The sequence below is a fragment of the Amycolatopsis rhabdoformis genome (assembly GCF_035918295.1).
In the GTDB taxonomy this organism is placed as follows: Bacteria; Actinomycetota; Actinomycetes; order Mycobacteriales; family Pseudonocardiaceae; genus Amycolatopsis; species Amycolatopsis rhabdoformis.
Genome location: NZ_CP142149.1, coordinates 6,060,398 through 6,077,576 on the forward strand (window position 1 = coordinate 6,060,398; position 17,179 = coordinate 6,077,576).

Consider the following 17,179-nt stretch of genomic DNA (forward strand, 5'->3'; position numbering starts at 1 on the left):
GGCTGTGCACCACAACACACACCGAAAGCAATAAACGAGCAAATAAGACAACCCGGCCAAAACTCCGACCTTCTTCGAACCAGTTCCGACGCCTGCTGCATTCGGCTGCGGCGGAGCAGTACCTCCACGCATGCCAGGTGACACAACGGCGATGCCAACCCGATCGCGCCGTTAGGGTGGCGACGGTGTGCGCGGCGCCGTCGACGGGCTTCGAATTCAACTGAGCAAGTCCGTTGATCCCCACGTCGGACATCAGGCGTCAGAGCCCGATCGCCCGAATGGATCAACGCCCGTCGGCATCCGCCGGGTATTGACCGGCTTGATCACGATCTCCGGCCCGTCAACGAGGATCGAAGAGTTCGGATTGTGTTGCGTCAGGCCCACAATCCCGAGGTTGTCGCGTCAGCGGTGCACGCGAAAGCGCAGGTGGGTCACTCCCACGCCTTCGACGACCTCGACGCGCTCGAGTTCGGGCTTCGCGGTGGTGATGTTCTCGAAGTAGCGCACCCCTTCGCCGAGGAAGACCGGCACGAGGTCGATCCGCAGTTCGTCGAGCAGGCCGAGGTTCAGGCACTGCTGGGCGATGGCGGGACCGGAGACACCGACGTTGCCGTCGCCCGCGGACTTGGCCTGCTCGATCGCGTCCGCGACGTTCGAGACGAACGTGAAGGGTGCCAGCTGTTCGCGGGGCCAGTCGGCCGGTGGCGGGCGGTGGGTGACGACGAAGGCCTTGCCGCCGCCGGGTGGGTTGCCGCCCCAGCCGTGGGTGTAGTCGAAGACGCGACGGCCGCACACGAACGCGCTGCGCGCCGCGTCTGCCATGAGCCGCGTCAAGTAGTCCGCGCTGGCCTTCGCGACGCGGAACTTGACCGGGTAGCCGACCATCGGCACCTCGACGTCGCCGCCCTGGTACCAGTCGAAGAGGGGGCCGACGCTGTTGTCGCGGCGCGCGACGAAGCCGTCGAGGGACATGCAGAAGCTCGCCATGGTCACGGCCATCTCATTCGCCCTTCTCGAGCACGGCGTCGAGGCGCTCGTACGACTCGGTGATGCCGCGCTCCATACCGCTCTCCACGGCCGCGTCACGAGCTTCCACGGTGAGGAAGACCGACCGGCTCCGCAGGCGGGTCCGCCCGCCGAGGTCGGTGAAGGTGGCTGTCTCGAGGCTGACCTGCCCGGGTGCGCCGTCGAACTCGAAGGTCTGGACGATCCGCTCACCGGTGACCGCGTGGAACACGCCGCGGAAGCCGAACTCGCCCCGATCATTGCGGTGGACGTAGCGATAGCTGCCGCCGGAACGCGAGTCGTATTCGATGATCTCCATCTCCATGCCACGCGGCCCGAGCCATCTGGCGACGAGCTCGGGGTCGGTGTGCGCCCGCAGCACCTTCTCCCGGGAGGCGGCGAACTCGCGGGTGACCTCGACGAACGGGGTGCCGGGCTGCGCGGTGATCGTGGTGCCGGTCATGGCTGTTCCTCCAGGGTGTCCAGGACGGCGTCGAGGCGCCGGTAGGCGCGTTCGGTGGCGAGCCGGTAGGTGTCGATCCAACTGGTGAGGGCTTCGAGCGCGGCCGGTACGAGGTGACAGGGCCGGCGCTGACCGTCGCGGCTGCGCGTGATCAGGCCCGCCTGTTCGAGCACCTGCACGTGCCGGGAGATCGCCTGCTTGGTGATCACAAAGGGCTCGGCGAGCTCGTTGACGGTCGCCTCACCCCGCGACAACCGCGCGACCAGCGCCCGGCGCACGGGGTCACCGAGTGCGGTGAACGCCCGATCCAGCTCGGCGTCGTCAACTGACATCTTTATCAACCATTCTCTTTATCAACTTACCTGTTGACTATAAGAAGGGCTGTCGCCGCCGTCAAGAGCAGGTGTCTCACCGGGAACCGCGACGCCACACCCACCCGGGTGGCAGAGGAGATCACGACAGCGTGGCTGCGACACCTGCGCTACGGCTTCCGAGAAACCCACCGGCTCCGACAGACCACGGCGCGGGTCGAATTGGGCTTCGCCACCCAGACCGGCGAGAACGGGATCTTCGTCACCGGTCTGATCACCGTGCAGTGGCCGGTAACCGTCTCCGCGAGCCCCACCGCACGCAGCCGCGCCTGGGCGCTCCGGGCAGACGTGCGGTCCGAAGGGTCAAACGAGGTGGCCGCGGGCCCGTGTCGCCCAGAGGGTGGAGGGTATGAGTGAAGCCCTGACTGACGCTGTGGCGGTTGTCGAGACCCGGATGGTCCACGAACTGCACCGGCGCGCCACCACGTTGTTGACCGAAGCCGCCGCCCGGCCGGAGGTGGCGCTGCCCGCGCTGGCCGAGCTACGTGACTTCCTGGTCCAGAACCTGCACCACCATCACCAGACCGAGGACGACGAGCTGTGGCCGCTGATCACCGCCGTGGCGCCGGATGCCGGCAAGGGCCTCGTCGGACTCGAAGGGGAGCACGACGAGCTCGACCGCAAGCTCGACGCGCTGGCCGCCGTGCCGCTGGAGAGCGACGCGCACCGCGGGTCGTTGCGCGAAGCCGCCGCCGCCGTGCGGGATCTCGTCCACCTGCACCTGGAGCACGAGGAACCCGTGCTCTTCCCGGCGCTGCGCGAGCACCTGCCCGCGGAAACGTGGGCGACCTTTTCCCAGCACGTGATCGACACGGCCCCGCCGATCGCACCGCACCTGATGGTCGGTTTCCTCGACCAGGCCGGCACGCCCGAAGAGGTCGACCTCGTGCTGTCCGGCCTGCCCGCCCCGGTGCGGCCGATGCTGCCCGCGCTGCGACAGCAGGGTGAGCAGGCCCTGCTGGCCCTCGCGGGCACCGGCGCACCCGCCTAGCTCGCCGAGACTTCCGGTTCCCGCACCCGGCGGGCGATGTGCCGTCCACTCCCGTCGCCCGCTGGCCGCCGTAACCAGCGGGCCACGGGCTGTCGATTCCCGTCGCGCGCTGGCTGCCGGTTGCCGCACCCCAGCTGGCGATGTGCCGCCCACTCCCGTCGCCCGCTGGCCGCCGTAACCAGCGGGCGACGGGCTGTCGATTCCCGTCGCGCGCTGGCTGCCGGCTACAGCACCCCAACGGGCGACGTGCCGTCCACTCCCGTCGCCCGCTGACTGCCGGCCGCACTAGACCGCGGAAGACGCGCACGTCGTGGCGCACGAAACCACCAGGCTCGCAGCGGTGCAGCGAGAATCGAAGAGCGCCGGCTCACCCGCCCGGCCATGACGTCGGTTGCGTAGTGAAACCTTTCAAGAAGGAATTCACACCCCGATGCATCCTGAACCGATTCCGCTCCACGAAGCCAATGTTTGGCGCTTGACAGCAACCGTTCTGAAGCTGAAAACTATAACGACCTTGATTTGAAACGTTTTAAATCCCCCGAGCCCCTCGCCCAAGGGGCCCGTGACCTCGCGCTACCCATCTCCGCGTGCCAAGGATCCAGTCAACGCCGTCAGGAACCGTTTCGCGCCGTCCCAGGAGGACCGATGGAAGACAGCAAGCCCGCGTTCGACCGTAGAGATTTCCTGAAGATCAGCGGTGGTGTCGGCGCGACGCTGGCACTGTCCGGATTGGTCGGTACCGCCGCCGCGGAGGCCGCGACCGCGCAAACGGGCATCACGGACAAGTTCATCAAGGCGCAGCACGCGTTCCTGGACAATCCGGAGGGCAAGTACCGGCCGGGTACGCGGTGGTGGCTGGCCGAGGGCCTCCACACGGACGCGACGATCAAGGGCGACATGAAGATGCTGCACGACATGGGCATCGGCTCGGTGGAGATCGTCTGCATGCCCGAGCCCAATGTGGACAGTGACCTCAGTGACACAGTCTTCGTCGGCAACACCACCGGCAAGACCCCGCAGCAGATCTACAGCTGGGGTTCGGACGAGTGGAAGAACGACACGAAGCTGATCATCCAGGAAGCCAACAAGTACGGCATGGGCTTCTCCATGACGAGCGGCACGCACTGGGCCAACGCGAACCTGCCCATCGAGAACCTGAAGTTCGACGACGACGGCGCCGGCAAAGCGATGGGCTACGCCATTCAGAGCACCACCGGCGGCACCGCGTTCAGCGGCACGCTGAAGCGTTCGGTGATGACGGTGGCCGGCCCGGTCCGGCAGGACCTGATCTCCGTGGTCGCGGTGCGCCGGGCAGCCGGCAGCACGGGCTCGGTCACCGCCGACGGCAGCATTTCCGGCACGATGAGCTACACCGACGACTCGGTGGTGCTGACCGGCAAGGTCACGCTCAACGGCATCGCCGTCACACCGGCCACGATGAAAGACCCGACGGGCAAAGCGAATTTCTCCCTGAGCTGGACTCCGCCGGCGGGCAGCGGAACCTGGGACGTCTACGCGTTCTGGATGCAGGCCACCGGTCAGGCACCGACGCCGTCGTCCACCACGAACGTGACCATCAACTACATCGACCCCGCCGGCATGCAGGCGTTCATCGACTACTACCGCGACCACATCTTCAGCGACCCCGAACTGAAGAAGGCCATCATCGCCAACGGCCGCGGCGAGATGTACATGGACTCGCTGGAGATCTCGACCAGCAACGCCAACGGCGGTGAGTTCTGGGGCGCCACGCTGATGAGCGAGTTCGAGAAGCGCCGCGGCTACAGCCTCGAGCCGCACCTGCCGTACGTGATCAGGCTCGGTTCCCGGGCGCGGGACACCGCCTTCCCGGTCACCGGCGCCGACCAGGTCACGGTCACCAAGGTCCGCAATGACTTCTTCCAGACGATCACGGAGATGTACACCGACAACGTCCTCAAGCCGTTGCGGTCCTACCTCGACAGCGACATGAACATGAAGCTGCGCGCCGAGATCTCCTACGGCGTGAACTACGAGATCACCACGCCGGCCCAGGCGGTGGACTACGTCGAGACCGAATCGCTGGAGTACGGCAACCAGCTCGACGCACACCGGTCGCTGGCGGGCGCCGCGCACACCCACGGTCTGCGCTACTCCAGCGAGACCGGCGCGATCAGCGGCAACAACTACACCTGGCCGCAGGACCGGTTCATGCAGATCATGAACACCCAGTTCGTCTCCGGGATCAGCCACACCGTCTTCCACGGCTACTCCAGCATTTCCGGGGCCGATTCCCACGATCCGTCGAACAAGTGGGACGGCACCTACTGGCCGGGCCACGAAGGCATGTACGCCCGGTTCTCGGAGCGCTGGGGCCCGCGTCAGCCGGAGTTCACGCAGTACGCCGACTACCTGCCGATGATCGCGCGCACCCAGGCGGTGCTGCAGCAGGGCAAGCCGCAGCTGGACCTGGCGGTACTGCGCACGGACTACGCGTACAACAACGGCGGACCCAGCATCGACAACATGCGTCACGAAAAAGCCGCGTACTTCAAGGATCTGGAACTGCAGGACAACGGCTACACCTACGACTACTTCGCGCCCGAAATCCTCGAAGGCCGAAGCGTCCATTACAGCAAGTCCGAGGGCCTGATTCCCGAACACGTGGGCTACCAGGCGGTGGTCATCTACCAGGACTCCATCCGGTTGAAGAGCGCCGAAGCGATCTACCAGCTCGCTCAGCGCGGGCTTCCGGTTGTCGTCGTCAACGGGTTGACGGAAACGTTGAGCTCGACGCGGAACTACCTCAATGCCAAGGCGGCGGTCCACACCCTCGGCAACGAGGGCACCGACGCCGATCTGGCGAAGGTGATGGGGCGTCTGGCAAAGCTGCGGAACGTGCGAGTGGTCAACGCGAACGTTCCCCAGAGCGCGACCACTCCCGACCCTGCGGGCGCGGACTACGAGAAGACTTACTACTACGGCAAAACCGGTGTCTACGACGCGCTGAAGCGGCTCGGTGTGCGGCCGCGGGCCGAATTCACCCAGCCGAACCAGACCGTGCTCACGGCCATGCGCAAGACCGACAGCACGGTGTACCTGTTCGCCTACAACTACCTGGAAAAGCGCGGCGACTACAACAACGCGCCGATCGACGCCGCGACCGCCACCACCACGATCAACGTCGACGCGGTCGGCAAGCCCTACCGCATCAACACCTGGTCCAGCCGCGTCGAGGCGCTCGCCCTCTACACCACGTCCGGCGGCCGGACCTCCTTCGATCTCACGCTCGCGCCCGGCGAGACCACCGTGATCGCGATCGACCTCAAGACCAAGGCCGCCGCGCCGCTGCGCAGCACCACCGCACCCCAGGGTGTGGTGACCACCGACGGTGTCGCCCTCCTCGCCACCGAGTCCGGCCGGTACACCGCCCGCCTGGCCGACGGCTCGACCGTCAGCAAGCAGATTTCCGTACCCGCCGACGTCAACCTGACCGACGCGCAGTGGAACGTCGTGCTCAGCAGCTGGACGCCCGGGGAGAAGAAGACCCTGACCGAGGCCCGGGCGGGTTACACGACCAAGGAGGTGTACTTCACCACCAAGAAGACCGACATCGCCGTCGGCAAGACCCCGCTCGTCGCGTGGAAGGACATGACCTTCACCGCGCAGGACCCGGCCACGGTCTCCGGCGTCGGCACTTACAGCACCACCTTCCGCCTCCCCGGCTCCTGGAACGCGACCAACGGCGCCTACCTCACCATCGACTCCACCGGCGGCGCCCTGGCCCAGATCTGGGTCAACGGCCACAAGATCACCGGCTACGACTTCATCGCCGGCCGCATCGACGTGAGCCCCGCCCTCAAAGCCGGCACCAACACCGTTCGGATCGAGGTGGCCAGCACCTTGCGCAACCAGATGAGGGCCCTGGGCTACCCCAACCTGCCCGCTGCCAACACCGTCGCCGGTGCGGTCGCCTCCTACGGCTTGCAGGGCAACGTTTCGCTCGAAACCTTCACCATCGCGGTGGTCGACCACCCGGGCAAGCCCGGGCACTGATCTTCCCGCCGCTCCGAGACCACGGGGATGGTTCTGCCGTTGCTAAACGGTGGGACCATCCCCGTACCCATCCCTAGATCTTCGCGACCGCCAGCCCCATCGCGGCGCACGTCTGCTCGTTGCCGGGGAACACGCCGACCGCGCCGATCGCCTCCCGGTCGATGTCGACGGCCGCGGACGTCAACACGCACGCGACGAGCGGGGGCACGACTCGCGGCAGCCCGGGCTTCTGCCACTGGTGGTAGTCCTCGGCCCAAGCTGTGGCGCAGATCGAGAGGCTCTCGGCCGCGGCGTCCCCGCGGCCGTTTGGGCCGTGGCCGCTGATGCCGAAGGGAACGTGCTGACCACTCGCGCTGCTGGTGATGTCCGCGTTCTCGTAGCAGTAGGCGATCCCGCGTTCACTCGGCTTCGCGGTGGTCACCGGCCCGCCGGCGGCCGGAGTCACCAACGTCGGGCTCCCCCGCGTGAACAACACCGTCCCGCCCAGCCCGACCAGCAGCACCACCGCGGCCGTACCCACCAACGCAAACCTCGTCCGCCGCCTCACCGCGCGGACGCCTTGCGCCTCGATCGCCTCGAAGTCCAGCGACAGCGGTGGCTGCGCGGAGCCCAGGGCCTGGTCGAGCAGTTCCCGTTCGGTCGTCATCACTGTGCCCCTCCGTTCTTGAGCGCAGCCGCATCAGGTGACAGCAGGGTTCGCAAGGTGGCCAGCGCGCGGGCGGACTGGGACTTCACCGTCCCCTCGCTGATCCGCAGCGCCGACGCCGTCTCGGCGACGGAGAGGTCGCAGTAGAAGCGCAACACCAGCACGGCCCGTTGCCGCGGCCCCAGCGTGCCGAGCGCGGCCCGGATCTCGGCGCCGTCCTCGGGGATCGCGTCGAGGCGGGGCCGTTCGGGTGGCGCGGTCAGCAGTTCGGAGCGGCGGTGCGGCTGGCGGGCCGAGTCGATGGCCAGCCGGGCCATGACCTTGCGCGCGTAGGCCTCGATGCCCGGCAGGTCCAGCCGGTGCCAGCGCTTGTACAGGCGCAGCAGGGTCACCTGCACGATGTCCTCGGCCAGCGCCCAGTCGCCGCACATCAGGAACGACACGCGCCGCCACGCCGGCGCGCGGTCCCTCGCCACGTCGGTGAAACTTTCCCGGTCCGCCACGTCACCACCCCTCGTCGACCACCCCATACGACGCGGAACCCCCACGAGGTTGCACGGCAACGCTTACGATCTTCCCCTGCCAGGCACTACCGTCCGGGGGCGGATCGCGAGCGGAAGGAGCCCCCGTGCTGACGCAGGTCGCGGACGGTGTGCTGGTCCACACGAGCGAGTTCTGCCAGAGCAACGCCGTGGTGGTGCACGGTGAGGCCGGCGTGCTGCTCGTCGACCCCGGCGTGCAGGACCACGAACTGGCCTGCCTCGCCGGCGACCTGACCGAGCTGGGCCGGCCCGTGGTCGCGGGCTTCTCGACGCACCCGCACTGGGACCACCTGCTCTGGCACCCCGGCTTCGGCCCGGCGCCGCGCTACGGCACGGCCCGTTGCGCGGCCACCGTCGCGGCCCGGCTGCCGGACGCCGAGGCGAAGGCCCGCGTCAGGCAGTTCATCCCGGCGGACATCGTCGACAACGTGCCGCTCGACCTGCTCGGCCTCCTGACCGGCCTGCCCGACGGAGCGACGCGGCTCCCCTGGGACGGCCCCGGAATCCGGATCGTCGAGCACCAAGCGCACGCCTCAGGCCACGCGGCTCTCCTGATCGAGGACCACGGCGTGCTCCTCGCCGGCGACATGCTCTCCGACGTGCTGATCCCGATGCTCGACCTGACCGACCCCACCGACCCGATCGCGAACTACCTCACCGCGCTGGAGCTGCTGGACAGCGTGGCCGGCGAGGCGGATGTCGTGATCCCCGGCCACGGTTCGGTCGGCGGAGCGGGCCAGGCCCGCGCCCGCATCGACCAGGACCGCGCGTACGTGCAGGCCCTGCGCAACGCCGAAGCACCCGACGACCCCCGGCTCGGCCCCGCGGCCACCTTCGGCCAGGACTTCCTGCCCGCCGTCCACGAACGGCAGGTCGAAGCCCTCGCCCAGCGACGCGGCTGACGGCCTCAGGACCGCCCCGCACCCTCCGTCATCGTGCGCCGCAACCGCGCCCGCTCGGCGTCGTCCGTCGCCGAGACGGCGAACGCGCGCGGAATGTGCCGGCGGCCCGCCGCCAAGACGACCCGCGGCCGCCGCAGCGTCGTCAAGTCCTCCAGCGGATTGCCGGACACCGCGATCACGTCCGCGCTCAACCCCGGCTCCAGCCGGCCGGTGACGCCGGACAGCCCGCACACCGACGCCGCCACGTCGGTCGCGCTCGCCAGGACCTCACGCGGCGACATGCCCGCCTCCGCGAGCAGCTCCAGGCCGTCCGCGTACCGCTCGAAGTCCACCAGCGGGATGCCCGCGTCCGTGCCCGCCACCACGGTCGCGCCGAGGTCGAGCAGCCGGCGCAGGTTGCCGAGCACGGCGGAGCGCTCGTCCCACGGGCAGAAGTACTCCGCGGCCGTGCAGGCGGAGTTCATGGTGGGGCTCACGGCGATGCCGGCGGCCACGAGCCGGGCCGCGAGCGCCGGGTCGAACCGCGTGCCGGTGCGGGTGACCCAGCCGCAGTGTTCGATGCAGTCGACGCCGGCCGCCACGGCGCGGTCGATGCCTTCCACGCCGAGCGCGTGCGTGGTCACCGGAAGGCCGTGGGCGTGTGCCTCGGCGACGAGCGCAGTGAGCTCGGCCGTGGTGTAGCGCGCTTCCGACGGGTGGCTGCCCGGGGTCATGAAGCCTCCCGTGGTCATCACCTTGATGAGGTCGACGCCGGCCTCGGCGTGGGCGCGCACGCGGGCGCGGAGCTCGGAGACGCCGTCGGCCACGCCGCCCATGGACTCGGCGTGGCCGCCCGTCACGGTGATCGGCGCGTTGGCCGCGAGCACGCGCGGGGCGGCTTCGGGCAGCGTCGGCAGGAGGTCGCGGACCTCGGTGCCGAGCGTGCCGGGGGCGCCGAGGTCGCGAGCCGTGGTCACGCCGGCGTCGAGCAGGCGGCGGGCGTTGGCGATCATGCGGTCGCGCTGCGCGTCGCGCTCCGCCTCGCCCGCCAGGCTCACCGCGCCGGCGGCCGGGTCGAGGTAGAGGTGCACGTGGCAGTCGATCAGGCCCGGCAGCAGGGTCACGTCGCCGAGGTCGACGGAGTCGCCGGCAGGCGCCGACTCCCGCGGCCCCGCGTAGGTGATCACGCCGTCCTCCACGCACACGGCCGCGTCCGGGGTCAGCGCCGCCGACGAGGACGCCAGCAGCCGCGCGGCCGTGTACACCTCGGTCACGTCGTCCTCCGGTACTCCGCCAGCGCCGCGCAGAACGCGTCGATGTCCTCGCTGGTGTTGTAGTAGTGGAAAGCCGCACGCAGGATCGTGCCGCGCGGCGACGTGACGATGCGCCGCTCGGCGAGAAACCGGCCCAGCGCGTCAGGATCGGCGTCGACCACGGCGACCTGCGGCCCCGGGCGCGCGTCCGGCATCGGCTCGCTGAGCACCTCGCCGGCTTCGGTCAGCCGCGCACTCGCCTCCGCGACCAGGCTTTCCACGTGCTTCCAGCGCGCGATCGGATCCACCTCGCTGAGCACCGCGAGCCCCGCGCGCGCCGCGTACACCGCGGGGATGCCGGGCGTGCCGGACTCGAACCGCCGCGCCTCGGCCGGTCCGTCGAGCGCCGCGGGGTCGAACTCGAACGGATCGACCCGGCCGAACCAGCCGGTCATCGTCGGCGGCTGCTCGTCCTCCACGCCGGCCCGGGCATACAGCGCGGCGACGCCGGGCAGCCCGAGCAGGTACTTCAACGTGCCGGTGACCAGGTAGTCGCAGTCGATCTCACGCACGTCCACCGGCACCACGCCGGTCGCCTGGTAGGCGTCCACCAGCACCCGCGCGCCGACTTCCCTGGCCAGCGCGGCGATCTCGTTCACCGGCTGCAGCGATCCGTTGGTGTACAAGGCAAGCGGGACCGACACGAGCTTCGTCCGCTCGTCGATGCGAGCGCGGTACGCCTCGACCACGCCGTGCTCACGCATCGACTCCTCGTCGACCCAGCGCATCTGCCCCTCGCCCGCGCGGCCCGCGTGCAGCACCTGGCCGACGCTGGGAAACTCCGCGGCCATCGACACCACGACGTCGTCCTCGGCGAAGCGCACCGCACCCAGCGCCTGGTACGCGGCGTGCGAAGCCGAAGGCACCAAAGCGATTTCGTCCGCGCTCGCCCCGAGGAACTCCGCGATCGAGGTCCGCAGTCGCTCCACTTCGGACATCCACGGTCCCCACGGCGCTCCCTGGTCGCGCAGAAGGTACGCGAACTCGGCCAGCGCGGCGGTCACCCTCGTGGCCACGGCACCCTGGCTGCACGACGCGAGGTGCGTCGTGTCGACGAGACTGGGGAACTGCTCTCGGAACCGGCTCGGGTCCACGAATACCTCCGTTTGCGGCTGGACGTCGTGCGTCAGTCACAGTGAACATCCGAAAGCCTGGCTGCGCAATACCCGGCCCGGCCGGTTGACGACCCGGACACCATCACTCACACTGATGCGCATTCACCCCGGATGAACACATCGTCGTGTCCCCTCAGGAGAGCCCATGCCCGAACCCACCGCCCCGGCGCGCCGCCGGTGGCACTGGTTGCTGCTGCTGGTCCCGTTCGTCTGGTGCGTCGGCGCCATTCCCCTGGTCGAGAAGGTGGAGTACCTGTTCGGCTCGATTCCGTTCCTGCTGGTGTGGATGACCGTGGGCGTGCTGCTCGGGTCGGCCGCCATCGCCGTCGTGTTCGCCCTCGATCGCCGCCACGGCGATCTGGACCGGTTCTAGGAGCACCCGATGGCCCTGATCCTGGCGTTGGTGATCGCGATCGGCTCGATCGTGTGGGGCACGGTCGCCGCGGCGCGCGGCCGGAAGATGAACCTGCAGGAGTGGTCGGTCGGCAGCCGGAAGTTCGGCACCTGGCTGTTCTGGTTCCTGATGGTCGGCGAGACCTTCACGACCTTCGCGCTGCTGGGCGCTTCGCAGAGCGTGTTCAGCAACGGCGCCCCCGGCTACTACGTGCTGGGCACGATGGTGCTCACCGCGGCCGTGGGCTACTGGGTGGTGCCGCGCATCTGGCGGGCGGGCAAGCTCCACGGCCTGGTCACCATGGGCGACTACTTCACGACCCGCTTCGGCGCGCCGTGGTTCGGCGGCCTGATCGCCGTGTTCGGCATCGTTTCCCTGCTGCTCTACGCACAGGTGCAGCTCACCGGCCTGAGCCTGATCCTGCAGAGCCTGTTCGGCAACAGCCTGCCTTCGCTCGCGTACGTGATCGCCGGCGGCGTGCTCGTCGCCGCGTTCGTGCTGGTCGGCGGGATGCGCAGCGCGGCGTTCACCGCGGTGGTGAAGGACGTGCTGCTCATCGCGGTGCTGCTGGTGATCGCGGTCGGCGCGGCGAGCGCCGCCGGCGTGAGCGGGCCGATGGGTGTGTTCGACGCGCTCAAGGAAACGCAGCCGCACGCGGCCACGCTGCCCGGCATCAAGGGCACCGCGGCCACGAACTCGTGGTGGTGGATGAGTTTCCTGCTCATCACGCCACTCGGCTCCTTCGCGCTGCCGCACATGTTCCAGGTGTCCTACACGGCCAAGGACGTGACCACGATCCGGCGCAACCAGGTGATCCAGCCGTTGTACTCGCTGTTCTACGTGCTCATCGTGCTGATCGCGCTCGCCGCGGTGCTGGCGCTGCCGAACCTGCCCGACAAGCAGGCCAACGCGTCGCTGCTGATCTTCGTGCACGACAACTTCCCGAGCTGGGTGATCGGGCTGCTCGGCGGCGCGGGCATCCTCGTGGCGCTGGTGCCCACGGCGGTGCTGATCCTCACCGCCAGCAGCCTGTTCAGCCGCAACGTGGTCGGTGGCGTGTCGAAGAAGCTGGCCGGTTCGCTCACGCTCTCGCGGGCCGGCGTGGTGGTGTTCACGGCGATCGTGGTGCTGCTCGTGGCCAACAGCACCTCGAAGCTGCTCAGCATCATGACCAATGTGTACAGTGCCGTCGGCCAGCTCGCGCCCGCGTTGTTCCTGTCGATGCTGTGGCGCCGCGTCACCGCGGCCGGGCTCGCGGCGGGCGCGGTGTGCGGCGGGCTGATCGTCGGCGTGCCGCAGCTGAGTGGGTTCTTCGCGCACACGGTGCCACCGGGCACGGTCATCGGCCTGCCCGCACTGGTGGTGAACCTCGTGGTCACCGTCGTCGTGAGTCTGCTGACCCGGCCGCCGGCCACGGCCGCGATCGACGTCGGGACCGGTGACAGCGCGCCGGTCGAAGCTCTTGGGACTCTCGAAGAGGTGCCCGGCGAAGAGGCCGCGCTGCCCCGGTGATCACCCGTGACCGCTCCCGATCGGCCGGCCCGGTGCGCCCAGCACCCGGGCCGGCTGATCGGGCCCGGACGATAATGGCCGGATGACCGTGACTCGGATCCGTGAGTTCCGCACCCTCCGGGGCTTGACCGTCCGCGACCTCGCGGACCGCGCCGGGGTGTCCACCGGGCTGATCAGCCAGGTCGAACGCGGGGTGACCGACCCGAGCCTCGAGACGATGCGGCGGATCGCCGAGGTGCTCGAGGTGCCGTTGTTCAGCCTGTTCCAGGACGGCGAGGACGACAGCGTCGCGGTGATCCGGCGCGAGAACCGCTACCGGATCTCCTCGCCGCACCACGCGATCACCTACACGCGCGTGTCCCCCGGCGGCGCGAAGCTCGAGGTGCTGGAAGGCAACCTCGAACCGGGCGCGGTGTCCGCCGACACCCTGCGCACGCACCCGTCGGAGGAGTGCGTGGTGGTGCTCACCGGCCGCCTCACGGTGGAGGTCGGCGACCAGGTCCACGTGCTCAAGACCGGCGACAGCTGCCACTTCGACTCGAACATCCCGCACCGCTTCCGCAACGACGGGCGCACGAGCGCCCGGTTCATGGTGAGCGTGACGCCACCGAGCTACTGACGGCCGTCAGAGCTCGATGACCTCGGCGGTGAGCGCGAAGGTGGTGCCGAGGCGTTCGCCCGCTTCCCGGGCCAGCCCTTCCAGGAACTCCCGCGGGTCGGTCATCGCACCGGGGCCGAGGCCGCGCAGGTACGCGGCGTGGGCCGCCAGCGACGCGATGCCCTTGTCGAGGTGGTCGGTGATGTCGATGCCGTGGCCGGCCTCGGGGCTGGTGGTGACCACGATCCGGTGCACCTGCCACGGTTCGAGGCCTTCGTCGACGAGCTCGCGGAACACCCAGCGGTTGCCGGCGTCGCGCACGCCGTCGAGCACGGCCCGGCCGAGCGCGATGTGGTCGGCCTGGTTGGGGTGCCCCGGGTGCCAGTGGTCGTGGTAGTTGCCGGTCACGACCACGTCGGGGCGGTGCCGGCGCACGGCCCGCGCGATGTCGCGGCGCAGCGCCAGGCTGTATTCCAGGATGCCGTCGGGGTAGCCGAGGAACTCCACGGTGTCGACGCCGACCACGGCCGCGCCGGCGATCTCCTCGGCTTCGCGCAGCGGCCCGGTCACGGCGGGCTCCATGCTGTCGATCCCGGCTTCGCCGCTGGTCGCGAGGCAGTAGACCACCTGCTTGCCCTGCGCCGTCCAGCGGGCGACGGCCGACGCCGTGCCGTATTCGAGGTCGTCGGGGTGCGCGGCGATCGCGAGCGCCGTGGACCAGTTTTCGTCGAGCGGCTGCAGGGCTTCGGTCATCGTCGGGTCCCCTCCCGGTTTCGTCAATAATCTTGACGATCGAAGACTACAACCCGGCCGGTCCCGGACGGCGGTTCGGTGCCGGTGGCCCGGCGGATGGGTCGCGGCCGGAAATTCACCCGAATCCGTCGTGGCCAATCCGGAAGCCACGCGGGGCCGAATGTCCAGCATGGCCACCACCGAAGCCCCCGCCGCACCGAGCACCGCGCCGCCCCGGCTGCGCATTCCCTCGGCGGCGCTCTGCGGCGTGCTCGCCCTGCTCGGCGCCCTGGCCGCGGGGCACTTCGTGGCCGGCTTCATCAGCGTCAACGCTTCGCCGTACCTGGCCGTCGGCAACGGGGCCATCGACCTGACGCCGGTGGAGCTCAAGGACTTCGCGGTGCGCACCTTCGGCACGTACGACAAGGTCGTGCTGCTCGGCGGGATGGCCGTGGTCATGCTGGCGGTCGCGGCAGGTGCCGGGCTGCTGTCGCTGCGGTCGGCCCGGCCGGGTGTGGTGGTCGTCGCGTTGTTCGGGGTGGTCGGCGGGTTCGCGGTGTACCAGCGGCCCGATCTCACGGCCGTGGCCCTGCTGGCCCCCGCGGCGAGCCTGGTGGTCGGCGTCGCCGTTTTCCTGCTGCTGCACCGGATCGCGCCGCGCAAGTACGCGCCCGAAGAGGTCGCCGTGGGCGCTTCGCGGCGGTCGTTTCTCCTCGGCGGCGCCGGGGCGATTGTTGGCGCCGGGGTCCTCGGCGGCGCGGGTCAACTGGTCAGCGGCACCCGCGACGCGACGGCGTCCCGGGCGGCGATCGGTGCCCTCGTGCCCGCGAAGTCCGCGCCCGCGATCCCGGCCGACGCCGACTTCGCCAAGCTCGGCACGCCGACGTTCGTGACGCCGAACGCGAAGTTCTACCGCGTGGACACGGCGCTCTCGGTGCCGCAGCTGCGCGCCGAGGACTGGAGCCTGCGCATCCACGGAATGGTCGATCGTGAAGTGACCTACCGCTACTCCGACATCCGCGACCGGCCGCTGGTCGAACGCACGGTCACGATGACCTGCGTGTCCAACGAGGTCGGCGGCGACTACGTGTCCACGTCGAACTTCGTCGGCGTCGACCTGGCCGATCTGCTGGCCGAGGCCGGCGTGCGGCCCGGTGCGGAACAGTTGTTCTGCACGAGCGTGGACGGCTGGACGTCCGGCACGCCGGTCGAGGCGGCGCTCGACCGCAGCCGCGGCGCGATGCTGGCGATCGGGATGAACCGCGAACCGCTGCCGCTGGAGCACGGTTTTCCGGCGCGCCTGGTCACGCCGGGGCTCTACGGGTACGTGTCGGCGACGAAGTGGGTCGTGGACCTCGAAGTGACCACGTGGCAGGCGCGGCAGGCGTATTGGCTTCGCCGCGGTTGGGGCGAACGGGCGCCGATCAAGACGGAGTCCCGCATCGACACGCCGAAGGGCTTCGACACCGTGGCCGCCGGCGCCGTGCGGCTGGCCGGCATCGCGTGGGCGCAGCACAACGGAATCGCGCGCGTCGAGATCAAAGTGGACTCCGGCGCGTGGCAGCCGGTCACGCTCTCGGCCGAGGTCAACGTGAACACCTGGCGCATGTGGTGGACGCAGATCGCCGTGAAACCCGGCACCCACCAGGTGTTCGTGCGCGCCACCGACAAAACCGGCTACACCCAGACCGACGCCCGCGCCGGCACCGTGCCCGACGGCGCCACCGGCTGGCACTCCACCACGTTCATCGCGACCTGATCGCGCTCACTCGAAAGAGTGCCATCCGGACCCATCCGCACCGCGCGCGGCACCGAATACCTCATGTCAGCACCACCGGTCCTACCTCATCTGTCCACTGTGAACGGAGTTTTCCCGTGAAGTCCCTTCGTCTCGCCGGAATCGGCGTCATCGCCGTCGCCTCTCTCGCCCTCGCCGCCTGCGGCAGCAGCACCGACAGCGGCTCGGCTCCCTCGGCCCCGGCCTCTTCGGCGCCGATGTCGTCGGCCCCGATGTCCAGCAGCGACTCGGGCGCCTCGAACGGCATGACCACCAACGCCGATGTGTTCGGCCCGGCCTGTTCCCAGCTGCCGCAAGGAAACGCTCCCGGCTCGCTCGACTCGATGGGCCCGCAGCCGGTCGCCTCCGCGGCGTCGACCAACCCGTTGCTCACGAAGCTGGTCGCGGCCGTCAAGGCCACCAACCTGGTCGACACGCTCAACAGCCAGCAGGGCATCACCGTGTTCGCTCCCGCCGACCCGGCCTTCAACGCCCTGGGCGACGCCAAGTTCAACGAGCTGGCGAACAACCCGTCGCAGCTCGCGCCGATCCTGCAGTACCACGTGGTCGGCAAGCGCTACGACGCCAAGGGCCTCGCCGCCGCCGGCACCCTGACCTCCCTCAACACCGCCGGCGGCCCCCTCAAGATCGAAGGCACCGGCGACAACATGACCGTGAACGGCGCCAAGATCCTCTGCGGCAACATCCCGACGAAGAACGCCACCGTCTTCGTGATCGACAAGGTGCTGACCCCGGGCACCAACAAGAGCTGACGCCGAGGCGTGGCCCGGTTGCCGAACTTTC

At 69.5% G+C, this 17,179-nt stretch carries 16 protein-coding genes; 8 read left to right on the forward strand and 8 right to left on the reverse strand.

The features are described from left to right. Positions 1 to 402: 402 nt before the first annotated feature. Genes VSH64_RS27720 through VSH64_RS27730 form a run of 3 tightly spaced genes read right to left on the reverse strand, consistent with a single transcriptional unit; the run spans position 403 to position 1,800 of the window. On the reverse strand, positions 403 to 999 hold the full coding sequence (locus VSH64_RS27720; protein ID WP_326565651.1) for a dihydrofolate reductase family protein: 597 nt from the start codon (positions 997 to 999) through the stop codon (positions 403 to 405). Between the two features lies 1 nt (position 1,000). Continuing rightward, positions 1,001 to 1,468, reverse strand: a complete 468-nt coding sequence (locus tag VSH64_RS27725) for an SRPBCC family protein (protein ID WP_326565652.1) — start codon at positions 1,466 to 1,468, stop codon at positions 1,001 to 1,003. Beyond that, the gene (locus VSH64_RS27730; protein WP_326565653.1) at positions 1,465 to 1,800 is read right to left on the reverse strand and encodes an ArsR/SmtB family transcription factor; all 336 of its coding nucleotides are present in this window, start codon (positions 1,798 to 1,800) and stop codon (positions 1,465 to 1,467) included. Before VSH64_RS27730 ends, VSH64_RS27725 begins: the two co-directional genes overlap by 4 nt. Positions 1,801 to 2,188: 388 nt before the next feature. On the opposite strand from VSH64_RS27730, the gene VSH64_RS27735 reads away from it, so the two are divergent. Together VSH64_RS27735 and VSH64_RS27740 are read left to right on the forward strand one after the other, a co-directional pair. Further along, entirely contained in the window at positions 2,189 to 2,830 is a 642-nt protein-coding gene (locus VSH64_RS27735) for a hemerythrin domain-containing protein (RefSeq protein WP_326565654.1), read from the forward strand. Between the two features lie 645 nt (positions 2,831 to 3,475). After that, positions 3,476 to 6,865: a glycosyl hydrolase gene (locus VSH64_RS27740; protein ID WP_326565655.1), complete on the forward strand. Its 3,390-nt coding sequence runs from the start codon at positions 3,476 to 3,478 to the stop codon at positions 6,863 to 6,865. A gap of 73 nt (positions 6,866 to 6,938) precedes the next feature. Here the strand turns inward: VSH64_RS27740 and VSH64_RS27745 are convergent, their stop codons facing one another. Both VSH64_RS27745 and VSH64_RS27750 read right to left on the reverse strand, forming a co-directional pair. Further along, on the reverse strand, positions 6,939 to 7,511 hold the full coding sequence (locus tag VSH64_RS27745; protein WP_326565656.1) for a hypothetical protein: 573 nt from the start codon (positions 7,509 to 7,511) through the stop codon (positions 6,939 to 6,941). Next, positions 7,511 to 8,014 (reverse strand): RNA polymerase sigma factor, encoded by a 504-nt coding sequence (locus VSH64_RS27750; RefSeq protein ID WP_326565657.1) that lies wholly within the window; start codon positions 8,012 to 8,014, stop codon positions 7,511 to 7,513. The genes VSH64_RS27745 and VSH64_RS27750 overlap by 1 nt, the downstream gene beginning before the upstream one ends. A gap of 125 nt (positions 8,015 to 8,139) precedes the next feature. On the opposite strand from VSH64_RS27750, the gene VSH64_RS27755 reads away from it, so the two are divergent. Further along, positions 8,140 to 8,955 carry an MBL fold metallo-hydrolase gene (locus VSH64_RS27755; RefSeq protein WP_326565658.1) on the forward strand — a complete coding sequence of 272 codons (816 nt, stop codon included), beginning with the start codon at positions 8,140 to 8,142 and terminating at the stop codon, positions 8,953 to 8,955. Positions 8,956 to 8,960: 5 nt separating this feature from the next. On the opposite strand, the gene VSH64_RS27760 is transcribed toward VSH64_RS27755, so the two are convergent. Beyond that, a complete protein-coding gene (locus VSH64_RS27760) occupies positions 8,961 to 10,208 on the reverse strand; it encodes a metal-dependent hydrolase family protein (RefSeq protein ID WP_326565659.1) in 1,248 nt (415 codons plus the stop codon). Then, complete coding sequence (locus VSH64_RS27765) at positions 10,205 to 11,341, reverse strand: aminotransferase class V-fold PLP-dependent enzyme (protein WP_326565660.1); 1,137 nt, start codon at positions 11,339 to 11,341, stop codon at positions 10,205 to 10,207. Before VSH64_RS27765 ends, VSH64_RS27760 begins: the two co-directional genes overlap by 4 nt. 166 nt (positions 11,342 to 11,507) lie before the next feature. Here VSH64_RS27765 and VSH64_RS27770 point away from each other — a divergent pair, with 166 nt between their 5' ends. From VSH64_RS27770 to VSH64_RS27780, 3 genes are all read left to right on the forward strand, one after another. After that, positions 11,508 to 11,735, forward strand: coding sequence for a DUF3311 domain-containing protein (locus tag VSH64_RS27770; RefSeq protein WP_326565661.1), 228 nt, complete (start codon positions 11,508 to 11,510; stop codon positions 11,733 to 11,735). 9 nt (positions 11,736 to 11,744) lie between these two features. Then, positions 11,745 to 13,268 (forward strand): sodium:solute symporter family protein, encoded by a 1,524-nt coding sequence (locus VSH64_RS27775; protein ID WP_326565662.1) that lies wholly within the window; start codon positions 11,745 to 11,747, stop codon positions 13,266 to 13,268. Between the two features lie 82 nt (positions 13,269 to 13,350). Continuing rightward, the gene (locus VSH64_RS27780; protein ID WP_326565663.1) at positions 13,351 to 13,887 is read left to right on the forward strand and encodes a helix-turn-helix domain-containing protein; all 537 of its coding nucleotides are present in this window, start codon (positions 13,351 to 13,353) and stop codon (positions 13,885 to 13,887) included. A gap of 6 nt (positions 13,888 to 13,893) precedes the next feature. Here the strand turns inward: VSH64_RS27780 and VSH64_RS27785 are convergent, their stop codons facing one another. After that, positions 13,894 to 14,619 carry a PIG-L deacetylase family protein gene (locus VSH64_RS27785; protein WP_326565664.1) on the reverse strand — a complete coding sequence of 242 codons (726 nt, stop codon included), beginning with the start codon at positions 14,617 to 14,619 and terminating at the stop codon, positions 13,894 to 13,896. Between the two features lie 169 nt (positions 14,620 to 14,788). On the opposite strand from VSH64_RS27785, the gene VSH64_RS27790 reads away from it, so the two are divergent. Further along, positions 14,789 to 16,357 (forward strand): molybdopterin-dependent oxidoreductase, encoded by a 1,569-nt coding sequence (locus VSH64_RS27790; RefSeq protein ID WP_326565665.1) that lies wholly within the window; start codon positions 14,789 to 14,791, stop codon positions 16,355 to 16,357. A gap of 116 nt (positions 16,358 to 16,473) precedes the next feature. Then, positions 16,474 to 17,148, forward strand: coding sequence for a fasciclin domain-containing protein (locus tag VSH64_RS27795; RefSeq protein ID WP_326565666.1), 675 nt, complete (start codon positions 16,474 to 16,476; stop codon positions 17,146 to 17,148). Positions 17,149 to 17,179 lie beyond the last annotated feature (31 nt).